This is a genomic window from Levilactobacillus brevis (assembly GCA_021383565.1).
Taxonomy (GTDB): domain Bacteria; phylum Bacillota; class Bacilli; order Lactobacillales; family Lactobacillaceae; genus Levilactobacillus; species Levilactobacillus brevis_B.
The window spans coordinates 560,308-574,127 of record CP079699.1 but is presented as its reverse complement, the minus strand read 5'-3'; the positions used below and the strand labels follow the sequence as shown (position 1 = coordinate 574,127).

Below are 13,820 nucleotides of genomic sequence, written 5' to 3'. Positions count from 1 at the left end.
AAGCACTCCTTTATTTAAGTTTTAAAAAATACACAAACATCATTATAGCAATGTGGCCGAGGGATTACAAAACTTTAGCTCCTGATTACCGGAAATGGCGAAAATGCAACGATCTTCGCTCGAAAAGAGAAGTGACCGAACTTTCCCAACCCACTCCGACCCCCATTTTTATCTAGACCAATTTCAAGCGACTGATCGCGGCGCCCAAGGTTTTTAAACGGTCCAATCTGGCCATTCAAAGTTTTCCCAACTTTTCTGCCTTTTTACGGGAACTTCCCAGCAAACATTGTTATACTAGGGGCAGATAGAACGTTTACACGTCTTACAAAAACAACTGCTAAGGAGGCGGTAGGATGACTGCTAGAAATGGACAACTTTATCAACTGAGCCTTACCGGTGTACTCGGGGGCCTCATGGGCATATTCATCACGCGCTTCTTTGGTGGCGGCTCACGCCTGAACCCCGACAATATTTTGGAACGGGTCAAGCATCAGTTCCGCCAAGAATCTCCCATCGAAGGCGCCTGGATTGAAAAACATGCGGTACCTTTCCAGAAGTTCGCGGTGAAGTCCCGCGTCTACTACGGCGGCATCACCCGCTACGAGGATGATAAATTGGTTCAATACCAATTTGTTGCCGATGCCAATACTGGTAGCGTCCTCGATATTCACCGTCTTTAAAATTTACCTTGCGTCAACTCTGCGGTCCATCGTTTAACGATGCGGCCGTTTTTTTGACTTAACTTTCCGAGGACTTTTGTATTCTCCTTTCGCGTCGTTTGCCTATACTCGGTGCTGAGACCGCTTAGCACTCAGTAGCTGACGATTCCAAGGAGTTGACGACAATGAAATGGACCATCAACAAGCAATTCTTCAGAGACTATCATTTTTGGCTAGGTGTCACCAGTCTGAGTTTATTTTGGCTCAATTCTTCTACGCGCTCGTTATTGGGTCTCACACTTAGCGCGCTACTCTTCACGGTTGGCTTGAACGCCCTCAGCATCGCTCTTCTTCGGCCCGACCATTCTGGACGATGAAGCCCCAAACTCTAAGAAAGACTTAAGCCACCGATAGATATGCAACAAAATCAGCCTAAATTACATTAGTAATAACTGAAGGTTGAAAGTTTGCAAACACGCCCCAGTCCCCAGCTGGCAAGGTTTACCGCAATTAAATTAGTCATCAACACCACCTGCGGCTGCCAGAGATTCCGGCGCTGTCACGGCTACCTCCACCTCTGGCTACCTCCGGTTACGATGGCTGAAGACCACTGGATACGCGGCAACATCGCTGGTGTGGCAACGTTCAGCCAGTTTAACCGACACACCTCGTTTAGCCGTGAGTGCGTCAAATTTGGTCTCAGCCGTGGGATTTTCCAAGTGTTTTGCTTGGAAAATGGCGTCTTTGAGACGCGGGCTGACGGCTCAAAGCGAGGGACAAGACCGCCCTTTGGCTTGGTCCGATCCTTCCCACCGTGATCCAGACTAAATTTGGCGAACAGTAAGGCGGCCAGCACACCACTACCCTATTATAGTGGGCGTTATCCTTGTCACACTAAGGATTCTAGCTGTTTCCCAGCTTTCAACCTTTAGGTAATAAGTAGCCCACTCAAAAAGGCCGCCCGCAATCGGACGACCCTTTTCTGAACAAAACCTAAATGTGTTTAAACTTGGTGGAATGATTCTGCAGGTCGGTGCGCACAATCAGCACGTCGGTCACGGCATTGGCCACCACCGCGCTCGCAGTCGACCCCATCAACATCCGTTCGACCACGTTGGAGCCAATCGCCCCAATCATGATCAGATCGGCCCCGTACTCTTGCGGTAAGGTCTTGGCCAAGTCGATGTTGGGGTGCCCGTAAAATACGGACGTCTCAACGTGCTTAACGCCAGCTTCCTCCGCTTGTTTCCGGTATGCGTCGACGGTCTGTTCCGAACGTTGGCGGGCCTCATCCATAACCTCTTGATCAACAAAGCCGAAACCGACCTTGGTATTGTTGCCGATTCCCACATAATCGCCACCCGTCATGATGGTGACAATGATCAAATCAGCTTCGTTTCTGACAGCAACCGCAATGGCTTTTTCCACCGCGCGTTTAGCTTGCCGGGAACCGTCCACCCCCACTAGAATTCGCTCGTAGCGTTCGGACATCTTTACCACTCCCTTGTGGGTGCTTCTCGCAACCCTATTTCGTTAACTCATAGGTCGCCTGCCCATAAATGGACATCGCCTTAATTAAATCATCTTCTGGTTGAAATTCGTCGGCTTGATGCATGGTGTCGGCCGTGCCGGGGAACAATGCCCCAAAGGCCACGCCACGCTTCATTAACCGACCGTAAGTGCCACCACCCACGACTTCCGGCTGAGCGGTCGTATCACCGGTTTGTTCCCGGTAAACGTCCATCAGCGTCGTGACGATGGGATCACTTGGGTCCACGTAATGTGGAACCATTTCGCGACCCTGCTTGATTTCCACATTCATCATCTCAGTCGCTTTCTGCAGGCCAACTAAGATTTCGGCGGCACCAATCCCCGTTGGGTAGCGGAAGTTGGTATTGACCAGACCACCCTTATCGGCGGTAAAGGTCATAATCCCCACGTTCATGGTGAGGTCGCCCATAACTGAATCGTTAAAGTTCAAGCCTAGTTTATGCGCCCGTGAATCGTCGTGTAAGGCGTCCGCTAAGAATGACAGGAAGTCCTCGGCGTCCCCACCAAAGTCGTAGCTCGTCAAGAAGGTAGCCAGATACGTCCCGGCGTTAATTCCGTTCTTGGGTTCCATCCCGTGCGCGGCCTTACCGATGACTTGGAAATGCAACCCATCCGCAGCCTGTTCAACCGTCCCAGTGACCGGTGCTTGATCCACAAAAGTCGTGAAGTCGGCCATCATCTGATCGGCATCGGCGGTGGTTACCGTCGCTTCGGCATCCCGCGGCACCATGTTTTCCCGCAGACCAGCATCGAATTCATGCAACGTCGCCGTGCCACCGTTGGCCCCACCAAAGTGGCTTTCAAAGGTCACATTACCTTTTTCACCGTTGATTAACGGGAATTCGGCATCGGGTGAGAAGCCCAAGGTTGGTGCAGGTTCTAAGTCGAGGTAGTGGTGCATCCCCGTCCAATCGCTTTCTTCGTCAGTCCCAATGATGAAGCGAATCTTCTTGGTTGGCTTGATGCCTTGATCCTTCATCATCTTTAAGCCGTAGTAGGCAGCTAGTGCTGGTCCCTTATCGTCAGACGTTCCCCGACCATACAGGTTGCCATCCTTTTTGGTTAGCGTGAAGGGATCGGTGTGCCAGCCCTTACCACCGGGCATGGTGTCGGCGTGACCCAGAATGGCCAGCGTCTCATCACCCTCACCATATTCCACGTAACCCACTAAATTATCGAGGTTCTTGACCGTGAAGCCGTCGCGTTCAGCTAATCCTAAGAATGCGATTAAGGCTTTGGCCGGACCGGGTCCGAGGGGATAGTCTGCGGTTGCCTTGGAATCATCGCGGGCACTGTCGATGCCGACTAACATCGTCAGGTCAGCGACATAGTCCTCGCGGTACTGTTCAGATAACTGTTGCCAATCAATTGCCATGATTGGACCTCCTTATAATTTTTTCGGACCACAACACTGTCCAAAGTATACTTAATTTTAATTCTAGCATAACGTAGCCGAATTGTAAGCCGTTTTCCACCACTAAAATGCTATACTGAAAGCGAAATCAATTTTGAGGAGGAATTCACATGGAAACGCTCTCGCAATCCATTCTCACCAAAACCATCCGCCAGCGCCCCGCTGACAGCTATAAGGGGACTTACGGCCGGGTCACTCTCATCGGAGGCAACCGCAACTTCGGTGGTGCCATTCTCATGGCGAGTGCGGCCGCCGTATACGCCGGTGCTGGGCTGGTTACCACTATTACCGACGCCAGCAATCAAACCAGTTTGCACGCCCGCCTACCCGAAGCCATGTTCGCGGACATGAACGATCATGAGCAAATCAAATCTTTGACCACTTCAGCCGATGTGGTCGTGATTGGCCCGGGATTGGGCACTGATGCGGCCGGTTTGCAGGCCCTCAACACCGTTTTCGACATCCTTAAGCCCACCCAGACGATCGTTATCGACGGTTCCGCCATCACCCTGATCGCCCAACACCGGCTCCCACTCCCAGACGCCCACCTGATCTTTACCCCCCATCAGATGGAATGGCAGCGCCTCAGTGGCATCGCCATTGCCGACCAAACGGTAGCCCGTAATCAACCCGCGGTGCAGCAGCTAAACGCCACGGTCATCGTCAAGTCCCACCGTACGCAGATCTACACGCCCACGGCCGTCTACGAAAATCCGCTGGGAACCCCCGCCCAGGCAACCGGCGGCATGGGGGACACCTTGGCCGGTATGGTCGGCGGTTTCGTCGCCCAGTTTGCGGATCGCACCGACGCTGTGCTTGCCGCGGTCTATAGTCACAGTGCCATTGCCGAGGAACTCGCTCAGCGGCAGTACGTGGTCTTGCCTCACCAGATTATTGATGAACTGCCCCACTTCATGAAGACCCACGAGGCATTAGTCTAAGTATCGTGAATGTAGACGACACCGCGTCGCCTGCCACGTTAACAGCTGAAACATGCGTCAAAAGCCAGCCGAATCTGATAAAAAATGGACAACAGTCTATTTGGCTGTCGTCCATTTTCATTTATCTTACTACCTGAAGGTTGAGAGCTTGCGAATACGTTCCAGTCCCCAGCTAGCAGGGTTTACCGCCATTAAATGGCCGCTTGCGGCTGAAAACCACTGGATACGCGGTGACATCGCTGACGTGGCAACGTTCAGCCCGTTTAACGGATACACCTCGTTTAGCCGTGAGTGAGTCAAACTTGGTCTCAGCCGTGGGTCATCGGCTCAAAGCGAGGAAAAAGACTGCCCTTTGGCTTTTCCCGTCCTGCCCACCGCGTTCCAGACCAAATTTGGCGAACGGTAAGGCGGTTCGTCAATCGTGTGGTTCAAGGTCCGTGTCTAGCGGTCCGTTCAAGTCATCAATTTCGATGGGAAATAGCCCCCGATAGGATGCCACGGACAGATCGACCGGCAACTGCAGTGGGCCATACGCTACGCGACTGACCGGGCCATTCAAGTGTTTCAGATCCAGCAGAATCGTCAGTGCCGCCGTGAGGTCACGCGTCCGCACCGTCACGTGAGTCAGCTGATGCACATCATCCGGCACCACGTGAACCCATTCAAACGTGAGGTCGCTTTCCAGACTCGGCAACTGGGTCACACTCCCGCTGAGCTGACAGCGTAAGGTGCTGACCCACTCCTGAGCCTCGACGTCGGCCAGAAAATGGTCATCGTCGCTGGCAATCACTAATCCGGTTGCTTCTTTAGGAAGATCGGCCAACGCCTTTAGCGGTCGCACCTGATCCAACGCATTAAGTAAACTGCCCAGACTGTGGGCACTGGTCGGGTCCATACTCAGCTGAAATCCAATCGGCTTATTGAACAACAGATACTGCGGTTGCCGCCCCGTGACGGTCATCCCATCCACACGGACTTGGTCGGCCTTCGCCACCGTTGCCAGAGGCGAATCGATGGGTGCGTCATTGACGGTAACCCGGCCCTGCCGCAATAAACGCAAGATCTGTCGCGGCGTGCCCTGCCGATGATCGTTTAAATAACGTTCAATATTCATCGCAATTGCCTCCTAACGAATGTGCAACCGCCGCCGTAAGCCGGCCACGCGATCCCCAATGATCGCATCGGCTAGGCGACTCTTTAACATCAGATAAACGTAGAAATAGCCCCCCAGAACGGCCGCAATCGCCGTCACGGTGAAGCTAATCACCCGGCCATTGCTACCGAGCAGACTGCCCAGCATCACGACAACCCGGGCAATCGCAAACGTCCCCAGAGAAGCCAACAGGATGCCGTTGGTCTTCTTAGCAATCGTGGCGTAATTAATCCCAAACTGCACGTCCAGCGAATGAATAATCAGGTAACAGGTTACCAGTAGACCAATTCCGGTCGCCACCAAGGGACCGAAAGCGCCCAGGAAGTAGACCAGTGGCCACTGAACGATAAACTTCACCACGGTACCGACCGCAAAGTAGTGGACAGCCCGCCGATTTTGCGAGATTCCTTGCATGAGTGCGGCAACCACCGTGTACAGTCCCAGCAGGATGGACAGATACGAGGAAAACGCCAGAATTGACGATCCCAAGGCCTCCTGCGTTTGCCCGTAGAACACAATGTTCAACGGACGCGCTACGGCCGCCATTCCCAACGCAGCTGGCAACATGACGAATTCAAACATCAAGAAAGCATTGGTCAACTGGCCGGAAATTTCCCGCTTATTGCCACGGGTGTAAGCCTCCGATAACAACGGCACGACGGTAACGGCCAGTGCCGAGGAGAGGGAAATGGTAATCATAATTAATTTGTTGGCATTCACGCCAAACAGCGCGAACAAGTCGTTCAGGTAGACGTCCGAGTAGTGACCGGCCAGGTGCATGATGGGGGCAAAGGTGTACTGGTCAATCAACTGGAAGATGGTAATCCCGGCCCCTAAGATGATAAACGGCACGGCCTGCGCGATAATTTCTTTGTAGAGTTGCTTAGCCGGCACCACGAGTTCTTCGTTACTGCCCGCGACCAAGCCACGGAAGTAATCCCGCCGGCGCCAGTAGTAGACGCCCAAGACAATCAGGCCACACAGGGCTCCGACCGCAGCGGCCAATGTGGATTGCGACACGGCGGCTACCCAGTCGCCCTTCATCACGTCCATGATGATAAAGGCCGTTAGTAGCATGTAGGCCACCCGGGCAAGCTGTTCGGCAAACTGAGATATAGCCGAGGGGGCCATCTGTTGGAAGCCTTGGAAGTATCCCCGTGTCAGGCTCATCGTGGGAATGATGAGGATGGCCCACGCCAACGAGTGCAACACAGGAATCAGGTGCTTATCGCCACCGGTAAATAACGGTGCGCCCAAGAATAGTAGCAGGGCAATGCTGACTCCCGTGAGAACGGCAATGACCAGTCCTCGCTTGTACAACCGCACACTGATGCCGTATTCATTCAACGCGTTATAGTGGGCCACCTGCTTGGCAATGGCAGACGGCACCCCTGCAATCGCCGCAATCAAGAAGAAACTATAGATGTTATAGCCCTTCCCGTATAGCGCATTGGCTTGCAGGAAGAATGAGCCGAACCAGATGCTCCACGGCACAATATAGATTGCCCCGAGAATCCGAGAAAAAATACTCCCGGCCGTCATCCATGCGGAGCCCGCGACCATTTGATCCTGTGCACTCACGGTTTGATTTCCTGTATGATCAGACCTTGCCGACATTTGACACCCTACTTTCACTTTTTAAATTCAACGTCACCTAAGCTGGCGAAAACAGCCAGCTAATCAAACTAACATTATACCATAGCTTCAAACGTACAAATATCAGGTTTCGGTAAAGATTTAGAAATCTTGGTGGCCGAGTCAGCCCTTTGCTTACCGGATGCCCCGAACAGTGGTATGCTGGAGATAGTCAAGAAACAGATTATTCAAGGAGGAATGCCATTATGACGCAAACGGCAACTCCGGAGATGCAGATGTCCCCGGAAAGAGCGAAACAGGTTGTGCGGATGACCAAAAGCATTCGGCAACATTTTCCAGAGTTAGCGCAGGTACCGGACGCACAGTTAATTTATGCAACCTGGCGTAGTTTTAAGCGGATCGACCAGACCAATGATAGCGATTATCAAACGATGGCTGACGTTTTCTTCCACGAATTTGACCGTCATTTGCTCAACTACCAGTTCTCGAAGGCTGGCGAAGACGATATTGTTCGTCAACGTTTCTTCGCTATCCTGACAGAATTACTGCAATAATTACAGCTTGTGCACCCTCGTCGACCGGTTGGTCCGCGAGGGCTTTTTGGTTTATCCGGGCAATCGTGTCCGGCGTGCAAAGACAACCGTGATGATTAAATGGTCAATCCCCCAAACAAAATTCTTAATTTTAAGGACGCATGCGGTATACTGGTTACATAGTCATTGGTTGCGTGACCAACCCACTGACCGTAAAAGATTTAAAGTGAGGCGATTACTTTGCGTTACTTAGCATTATTAGGTAGCCACGAGCGGCACGGCATTACCGCAGGTTACCTGCAGGCCGTCCTCGATGGCTTGCCCGATTCCGCGGAAGTCGAGACGGTCTTCCTGCGCGATTACGAGATTTATCCGGATACCAAGGAAAAGTCCTGTCCGGCGCTCGATGAGATTGAGGCCAAGATGGCCGCCAGCGACTTCTGGATTGTCTGCGCACCGACGTACTGGGGCGGCATGTCCGGTGTGATGAAGCAGTTCTTTGACTGCATGCGGTTCCGTCTCGTGCGGATGACGGCACAGGCCGATACTCTGCCCGGAAAATATAAGAACAAGCACTATCTCAGTATGACCACCTGCTTCATCAGTTCTACGGAAAACTTCTTCACCGGCATCACCGACCAGACCTTCGTCACGATCGACCGCGTATTGACCGGCGCCGGCCTGATCAAAGTTGGCGAGTTCGTCGGCACGGGCACCTGGGGTACCCACGCACCACGGGAAAGTAAACTGACCGAGTGCCACCGACTCTCCCAGAAGATTGCCAACCGACCACGAAAGGATGATAATACCTTGAAACGTTACATACTGCTCTTCTTCATGATTGCTGTCATGGCTCTAATCACCATGGGCTTACAGGCGTGGTGGTTCGGCGTCTTTGCGGCCGGGAAGTTCTGGCTGACCTACGCCACGTTTGTGGTGATTTTCTACGTCTTGTTAGCCAGCATCCTACACTTCTTCACGTTCGTGCGGCACCGGCGTCGGTAGGCTTTAGCTCAAATGCCTTTTGGTCTAGCGTGCGCTTAAGTCGCACTTAGCCCAAATCCAATTGACGACTCCTGTTCATTATCTCCCGTGCCAACATCATACCCAACTAAAAAGGGCTCTTTGTCAACTGTTGTTGGTAATCGGCTGTCTGAGGTTGCCTAATCGTATTATGATTAGGCAGCCTTTTTAATTCCGAATACTAGATGAATCCTTAATCTAAAGCTACTAAAACAACCGAATCCGTAGCTGACTCGCTTGATTACTTTGATTTTATTATTGATACCTTCCATTGGTCCATTAGAATAATTGTATTTTAGCGCATTGTACACAGATTCTTGGTGTTCTCTCAACGTATTTAACGGTGTTTCAAGCTCTTCGGAGTAATCATTCTTCTTGTCTAGAATGGTTACTAGTTTGGACGTGTGACGATACTTGACGGCTCGCCGAACGGTCTGTAAAAGCTCATACGCTTGGCGTAATTCATCATTGAAGCTGAGAATGTAATCGACCGTACTATTCTCAGTATTAATTCCTGAGAGATGAGTGAAATTATGATAGACGTTGAAGTTCAGCTTTTCGTTAGGTTTTAAGAGTAGTTTCCAGTATCGTTTTAAGATCTTATGTTTGATATTTGAATTGGCATAGGACTTCATTATACGAACTCTCACACGATTGAAACCACGCATTATAGAACTCACGATGTGGAACCTATCGGTTACCACAATCGCGTTTGGAAAAACGGTTTCTGTCAATTGCGGATACGTGTAATTCATATCTGTCACAATGATTTTCACGCCTTCTCGCGCAGCCTTAGTATATCGATTGAAGTATTTTTCGAGATCATACAGGGTTCGTGATTCAAGGATATCGATAAATTCGTTTCGCATACCGTCCATAAAGACAAAGCTCATTGCACCTTTGGCATCTTTGGTAGACTTGACTTCATCCATATTAATAACTGCTGGCAACCAGCTGTAATTTGTCTTAATATCCGGTTGGTAGCTACGCATGATTCGTAAAACACTCGTACTCGAAATGTTTAATTCGTTTGCGATATGCCGCATTGAAACCGTCTCACTGAGCTTTACTAAACACGAGATCCGGCTGACGTTAGAGATGGTGTGGTTTCGCTGAACCAACGACGTTTCTGCCAGAAAGTATTGATGGCATTGCTTACACTTGAAATTACGTTTTTTAAGGTGAAGTTTAACGTCTCGTTCAACGGCTTGTGGGAGTTTAACCGTGGTCCAACGCCAACCGTATTTGATAATGCTCTTCTGGTTCAAAACGCCACATTTAGGACAAGCTTTTGGACGGTAGTCTAAAAGTGCCTGTACCTTGAGTGGTCCCTTTACTTCTAAGGGATTCATTATTTTCAGTTTTTTGATATTAGGGTCTTTTATCCCCAGAATAATTTTAGTATCATTGGACATAGGATATAGTCACTTTCTTTCTCTTGAAATGTGGTAGTGGATGGACATAGATCTGCGACTATATCCCTTTTTTGTACCCATTTTTACTCTATACAGTATACAAAAATATCCGCTGCCAGTAACCAATTAAGTTGATTACCAACAACAGATATTTTAGAACCCTAAAAAGTGTCAGCCACCTCCCAATTAGGAAAGTGACTGACACTTTGTTTTAACTTACTCACGGCTACATGATAGGTATCTTGACCGAACGTGACCACGCCAACGATGCCGCCGCGTATTTAGTGGTTTTCAACCACCTTTTACTTAAATTTAGTTAGCAACAATGTTGACCAGCTTACCTGGTACGACGATTACCTTGCGAATCGTCTTGCCATCAGTATGGGTCTTCACCGTGTCATCGGCCAAAGCTTGGGCTTCGATATCGTCCTTGGCAGCGTCCTTAGCAACCTTCAAGTGGGCCCGGACCTTACCGTTAACTTGGACCACCATTTCAACCACGTCTTCGACCAATTGCTTCGGGTCATACGTTGGCCATTTTTCGTAAGCAATCGTTTCGTCGTGGCCCATCAGTGACCAGAGTTCTTCGGCAATGTGCGGCACGATTGGCGAGATCATCTTGACAAAGCCTTCCATGTACAGCAATGGCAAGCTGTCCGCCTTGTAGGCTTCGTTGACGAAGACCATCAATTGCGAGATCGCCACGTTGAAGCGCATGGCTTCCATGTCTTCGCTCACCGTTTTTACAGTCTGGTTGTAGATCTTGTCTAACTTACCATCGTTAATCATCGTGACCCGATCACGCAGGTGGTTGTTGTCATCGATCAATAACCGCCATACCCGGTCTAACCAGCGACGAGAACCGTTGATACCTTCCGTGCTCCAAGGCTTGGAAGCTTCCAATGGTCCCATGAACATTTCGTACAACCGCAGGGTATCGGCCCCATCTTTCTCGACAATTTCGTCGGGATTGATGACGTTGCCCTTGGACTTGGACATCTTTTCGTGGTTGGTCCCCAGGATCATCCCCTGGTTAACCAGCTTCTGGAAGGGTTCCTTGGTCGGCACAACGCCCAGATCGTAGAGGAACTTATGCCAGAACCGTGCGTAGAGCAAATGCAAGACGGCGTGTTCCGCTCCACCGATGTAAAGGTCAACCGGCATCCAGTATTTCAACTTGTCGGGGTCGGCAATGGCTTGGTCATTGTGCGGATCAACATAACGCAAGAAGTACCACGAACTCCCCGCCCACTGTGGCATGGTGTTGGTTTCCCGCTTTCCTTTACGCCCATTTTCATCCACGACGTTCACCCAGTCATCCAGGTTCGCCAGTGGACTTTCACCCGTTCCGGAAGGTTCGAGTTGCTTAGCTGCCGGTAGCTTCAATGGTAATTCGTCTTCGGGAACCAGCGTCGTTTCGCCATCTTCCCAGTGAATAACTGGAATGGGTTCACCCCAGTAGCGTTGACGAGAGAAGATCCAGTCACGCAACCGGAAATTAACCTGCTTATGGCCGGCCTTGTGGTCTTCTAGCCAGTCGATGGCTGCCTTGATGGCCGTCTGCTTATCCATGCCATTCATGAAGTCGGAGTTGATGTGTTCACCATCGCCGGTGTAAGCGGCCTTTTGAACATCGGTATCATCATCTCCCGCAATCACTTGGGTAATTGGCAGATTGAATTTCCGAGCAAATTCGTTGTCCCGGTCGTCGTGCGCCGGTACAGCCATGATGGCCCCAGTCCCGTACGAAGCAAGGACGTAATCCCCAATCCAGATTGGCAGCTTCTTGCCGCTCAGTGGGTTAATGCCGTAAGCCCCAGTGAAGACCCCGGTCTTGTCCTTGTTTAAATCGGTCCGTTCCAAGTCGGACTTGCTTTCGATTGCTTCCTTGTAGGCCTTGACTGCGGCGGCCTGTTCCGGCGTCGTAATCTGGTCGACCAAGGCGTGTTCTGGTGCTAAGACCATGTAAGTGGCCCCAAACAACGTATCGGGACGCGTCGTGTAGACTTCGACTTTGGTATCTTCCTGCCCAGCCACTGGGAAGAAGACGCTGGCGCCTTCGGAACGGCCAATCCAGTTTCGTTGCATTTCCTTAATGCTGTCGGGCCAGTCGAGGTCGTCCAGGTCGTCGATTAACCGATCGGCGTAGGCTGTAATCTTCAGGACCCACTGACGCATTGGCACGCGGTAGACGGGGTAACCGCCCCGCTCCGTCTTGCCATCCACGACTTCTTCATTGGCCACAACAGTTCCGCCCATGAAGTCGGGTGCCCAGTTGACCATAATCTTGTCTTCGTAGGCCAGCCCCTTCTTGTAGAGTTGTTCGAAAATCCATTGTGTCCACTTGTAGAAGGATTCGTCGGTCGTGTTGACTTCGCGACTCCAGTCATAGGAGAAGCCCAGCGAACGAATCTGTCGCTTGAAGTTCTTGATGTTGTGGGCCGTGAAATCCTTAGGGTTGTGCCCGGTCTTTAAAGCATACTGCTCGGCTGGTAAACCGAAGGCGTCCCACCCCATTGGATGTAAGACGTTGAACCCCTGCATCCGCTTTAAGCGGGCCATAATATCGGTTGCCGTGTACCCTTCTGGATGTCCCACGTGCAGGCCTTGACCTGACGGGTAGGGGAACATATCCAATACGTAATATTTAGGCTTGCTCTGGCTGTCACTGGTCTTAAACGTGTCGTTAACGCGCCAGTAGTGTTGCCACTTGTGTTCAATTATCTCGTGTTTGTAAGCCAAAAACTTCGCTCCCTTTCTCAATTAACGTCGTGCCACAAAAAAAGCCCCCAGCAACCCAAAAATGGGCTCCTGCAGGGCGTCTAAGCGCGGTACCACCTACATTTCCTCGAAACCAATTCGAGGCTCATTCCGGCTGATAACGTCGCCAAACGCCCACCTTGCGGCAGAAATGACTCGGAGATAAGTTCGTCTCTGGGGTAACGGATTTGCAGCGACCATCCGCTTTCTAAATACTCACTAAGACTACTACTTCTCGTCAACGTCTTGAAGAATCAAATTGCTTTAATCTTAGCAAACCCCTTTCAGAAAAGCAAGGGGCTACGGGGATTCTTCGGAACTAATGGTTAGAAGATCCGGGCTTGCATTGATAGGCTTGTGGATACCGGTCGCCTTGCCGTTCGCTAAATCTGGGCTGGAACGCTGGGAAGGCCGGACCGAGCCAAAGGACGGTCTCGGTCCTTGCTTTGAGCCGGAAAACCACCGTCTCAAAGACACCCATTTACCAGCCAAAACCGCTGGTAAATGCCCCGGCTGAGCCCAGATTTCGCTTCACTCACGGCTACAATGACGTTTATCTTCAGCACTGACTTAACCCATTGCACTAGCAAGCTACGAGCTTTGAATTAATTTTCCCACTTATCTATGATTTATTAGAAGTTGCACCCCACCACTCACTGCCTCCACTTAATTGGCAACTCCCACTTGCCTGGTCCGAGCAAAATGCTCCTGGAGAGCCACAAATTTGGCGTACTCTTGCAAACAAGCTGTCCTCGGTAATCGTCGTATCGGCAAT

At 50.9% G+C, this 13,820-nt stretch carries 11 protein-coding genes; 5 read left to right on the top strand and 6 right to left on the bottom strand.

Translation table 11 applies throughout. The features are described 5' to 3' along the window. Window positions 1-353 precede the first annotated feature (353 nt). Together KB236_02765 and KB236_02760 are read left to right on the top strand one after the other, a co-directional pair. Window positions 354-680, top strand: a complete 327-nt coding sequence (locus tag KB236_02765; GenBank protein ID UIF29677.1) for a hypothetical protein — start codon at window positions 354-356, stop codon at window positions 678-680. 164 nt (window positions 681-844) lie between these two features. Then, window positions 845-1,036, top strand: coding sequence for a hypothetical protein (locus tag KB236_02760; protein UIF29676.1), 192 nt, complete (start codon window positions 845-847; stop codon window positions 1,034-1,036). A gap of 616 nt (window positions 1,037-1,652) precedes the next feature. Here KB236_02760 and KB236_02755 read toward each other — a convergent pair. Beyond that, window positions 1,653-2,150, bottom strand: a complete 498-nt coding sequence (locus KB236_02755) for a universal stress protein (GenBank protein UIF29675.1) — start codon at window positions 2,148-2,150, stop codon at window positions 1,653-1,655. Between the two features lie 34 nt (window positions 2,151-2,184). Next, window positions 2,185-3,585: a dipeptidase PepV gene (pepV, locus tag KB236_02750; protein ID UIF29674.1), complete on the bottom strand. Its 1,401-nt coding sequence runs from the start codon at window positions 3,583-3,585 to the stop codon at window positions 2,185-2,187. Between the two features lie 149 nt (window positions 3,586-3,734). Between pepV and KB236_02745 the strand changes: the two genes are divergently transcribed. Beyond that, complete coding sequence (locus KB236_02745) at window positions 3,735-4,565, top strand: NAD(P)H-hydrate dehydratase (GenBank protein UIF29673.1); 831 nt, start codon at window positions 3,735-3,737, stop codon at window positions 4,563-4,565. 415 nt (window positions 4,566-4,980) lie between these two features. Here KB236_02745 and KB236_02740 read toward each other — a convergent pair whose 3' ends face one another. Together KB236_02740 and KB236_02735 are read right to left on the bottom strand one after the other, a co-directional pair. Beyond that, a complete protein-coding gene (locus tag KB236_02740) occupies window positions 4,981-5,679 on the bottom strand; it encodes a 16S rRNA pseudouridylate synthase (GenBank protein ID UIF29672.1) in 699 nt (232 codons plus the stop codon). A gap of 12 nt (window positions 5,680-5,691) precedes the next feature. Continuing rightward, on the bottom strand, window positions 5,692-7,335 hold the full coding sequence (locus KB236_02735; protein UIF29671.1) for a polysaccharide biosynthesis protein: 1,644 nt from the start codon (window positions 7,333-7,335) through the stop codon (window positions 5,692-5,694). 224 nt (window positions 7,336-7,559) lie between these two features. Between KB236_02735 and KB236_02730 the strand changes: the two genes are divergently transcribed. Continuing rightward, window positions 7,560-7,868 (top strand): hypothetical protein, encoded by a 309-nt coding sequence (locus KB236_02730; protein ID UIF29670.1) that lies wholly within the window; start codon window positions 7,560-7,562, stop codon window positions 7,866-7,868. Between the two features lie 219 nt (window positions 7,869-8,087). Next, window positions 8,088-8,852 (top strand): flavodoxin family protein, encoded by a 765-nt coding sequence (locus KB236_02725; GenBank protein UIF29669.1) that lies wholly within the window; start codon window positions 8,088-8,090, stop codon window positions 8,850-8,852. A gap of 173 nt (window positions 8,853-9,025) precedes the next feature. Here the strand turns inward: KB236_02725 and KB236_02720 are convergent, their stop codons facing one another. Together KB236_02720 and leuS are read right to left on the bottom strand one after the other, a co-directional pair. Further along, the gene (locus KB236_02720; GenBank protein UIF29668.1) at window positions 9,026-10,222 is read right to left on the bottom strand and encodes an ISL3 family transposase; all 1,197 of its coding nucleotides are present in this window, start codon (window positions 10,220-10,222) and stop codon (window positions 9,026-9,028) included. Window positions 10,223-10,597: 375 nt separating this feature from the next. Next, window positions 10,598-13,027 carry a leucine--tRNA ligase gene (gene leuS, locus KB236_02715; protein UIF29667.1) on the bottom strand — a complete coding sequence of 810 codons (2,430 nt, stop codon included), beginning with the start codon at window positions 13,025-13,027 and terminating at the stop codon, window positions 10,598-10,600. Window positions 13,028-13,820: the final 793 nt, after the last annotated feature.

What these genes read in the sequence shown, in the direction of transcription:
- KB236_02765 (UIF29677.1), top strand. Translation starts at nt 354, where the DNA reads ATGACTGCTAGAAATGGACAACTTTATCAACTGAGCCTTACCGGTGTA.
- KB236_02760 (UIF29676.1), top strand. Translation starts at nt 845, where the DNA reads ATGAAATGGACCATCAACAAGCAATTCTTCAGAGACTATCATTTTTGG.
- KB236_02755 (UIF29675.1), bottom strand. Translation starts at nt 2,150, where the DNA reads ATGTCCGAACGCTACGAGCGAATTCTAGTGGGGGTGGACGGTTCCCGG.
- pepV (UIF29674.1), bottom strand. Translation starts at nt 3,585, where the DNA reads ATGGCAATTGATTGGCAACAGTTATCTGAACAGTACCGCGAGGACTAT.
- KB236_02745 (UIF29673.1), top strand. Translation starts at nt 3,735, where the DNA reads ATGGAAACGCTCTCGCAATCCATTCTCACCAAAACCATCCGCCAGCGC.
- KB236_02740 (UIF29672.1), bottom strand. Translation starts at nt 5,679, where the DNA reads ATGAATATTGAACGTTATTTAAACGATCATCGGCAGGGCACGCCGCGA.
- KB236_02735 (UIF29671.1), bottom strand. Translation starts at nt 7,335, where the DNA reads ATGTCGGCAAGGTCTGATCATACAGGAAATCAAACCGTGAGTGCACAG.
- KB236_02730 (UIF29670.1), top strand. Translation starts at nt 7,560, where the DNA reads ATGACGCAAACGGCAACTCCGGAGATGCAGATGTCCCCGGAAAGAGCG.
- KB236_02720 (UIF29668.1), bottom strand. Translation starts at nt 10,222, where the DNA reads ATGAATCCCTTAGAAGTAAAGGGACCACTCAAGGTACAGGCACTTTTA.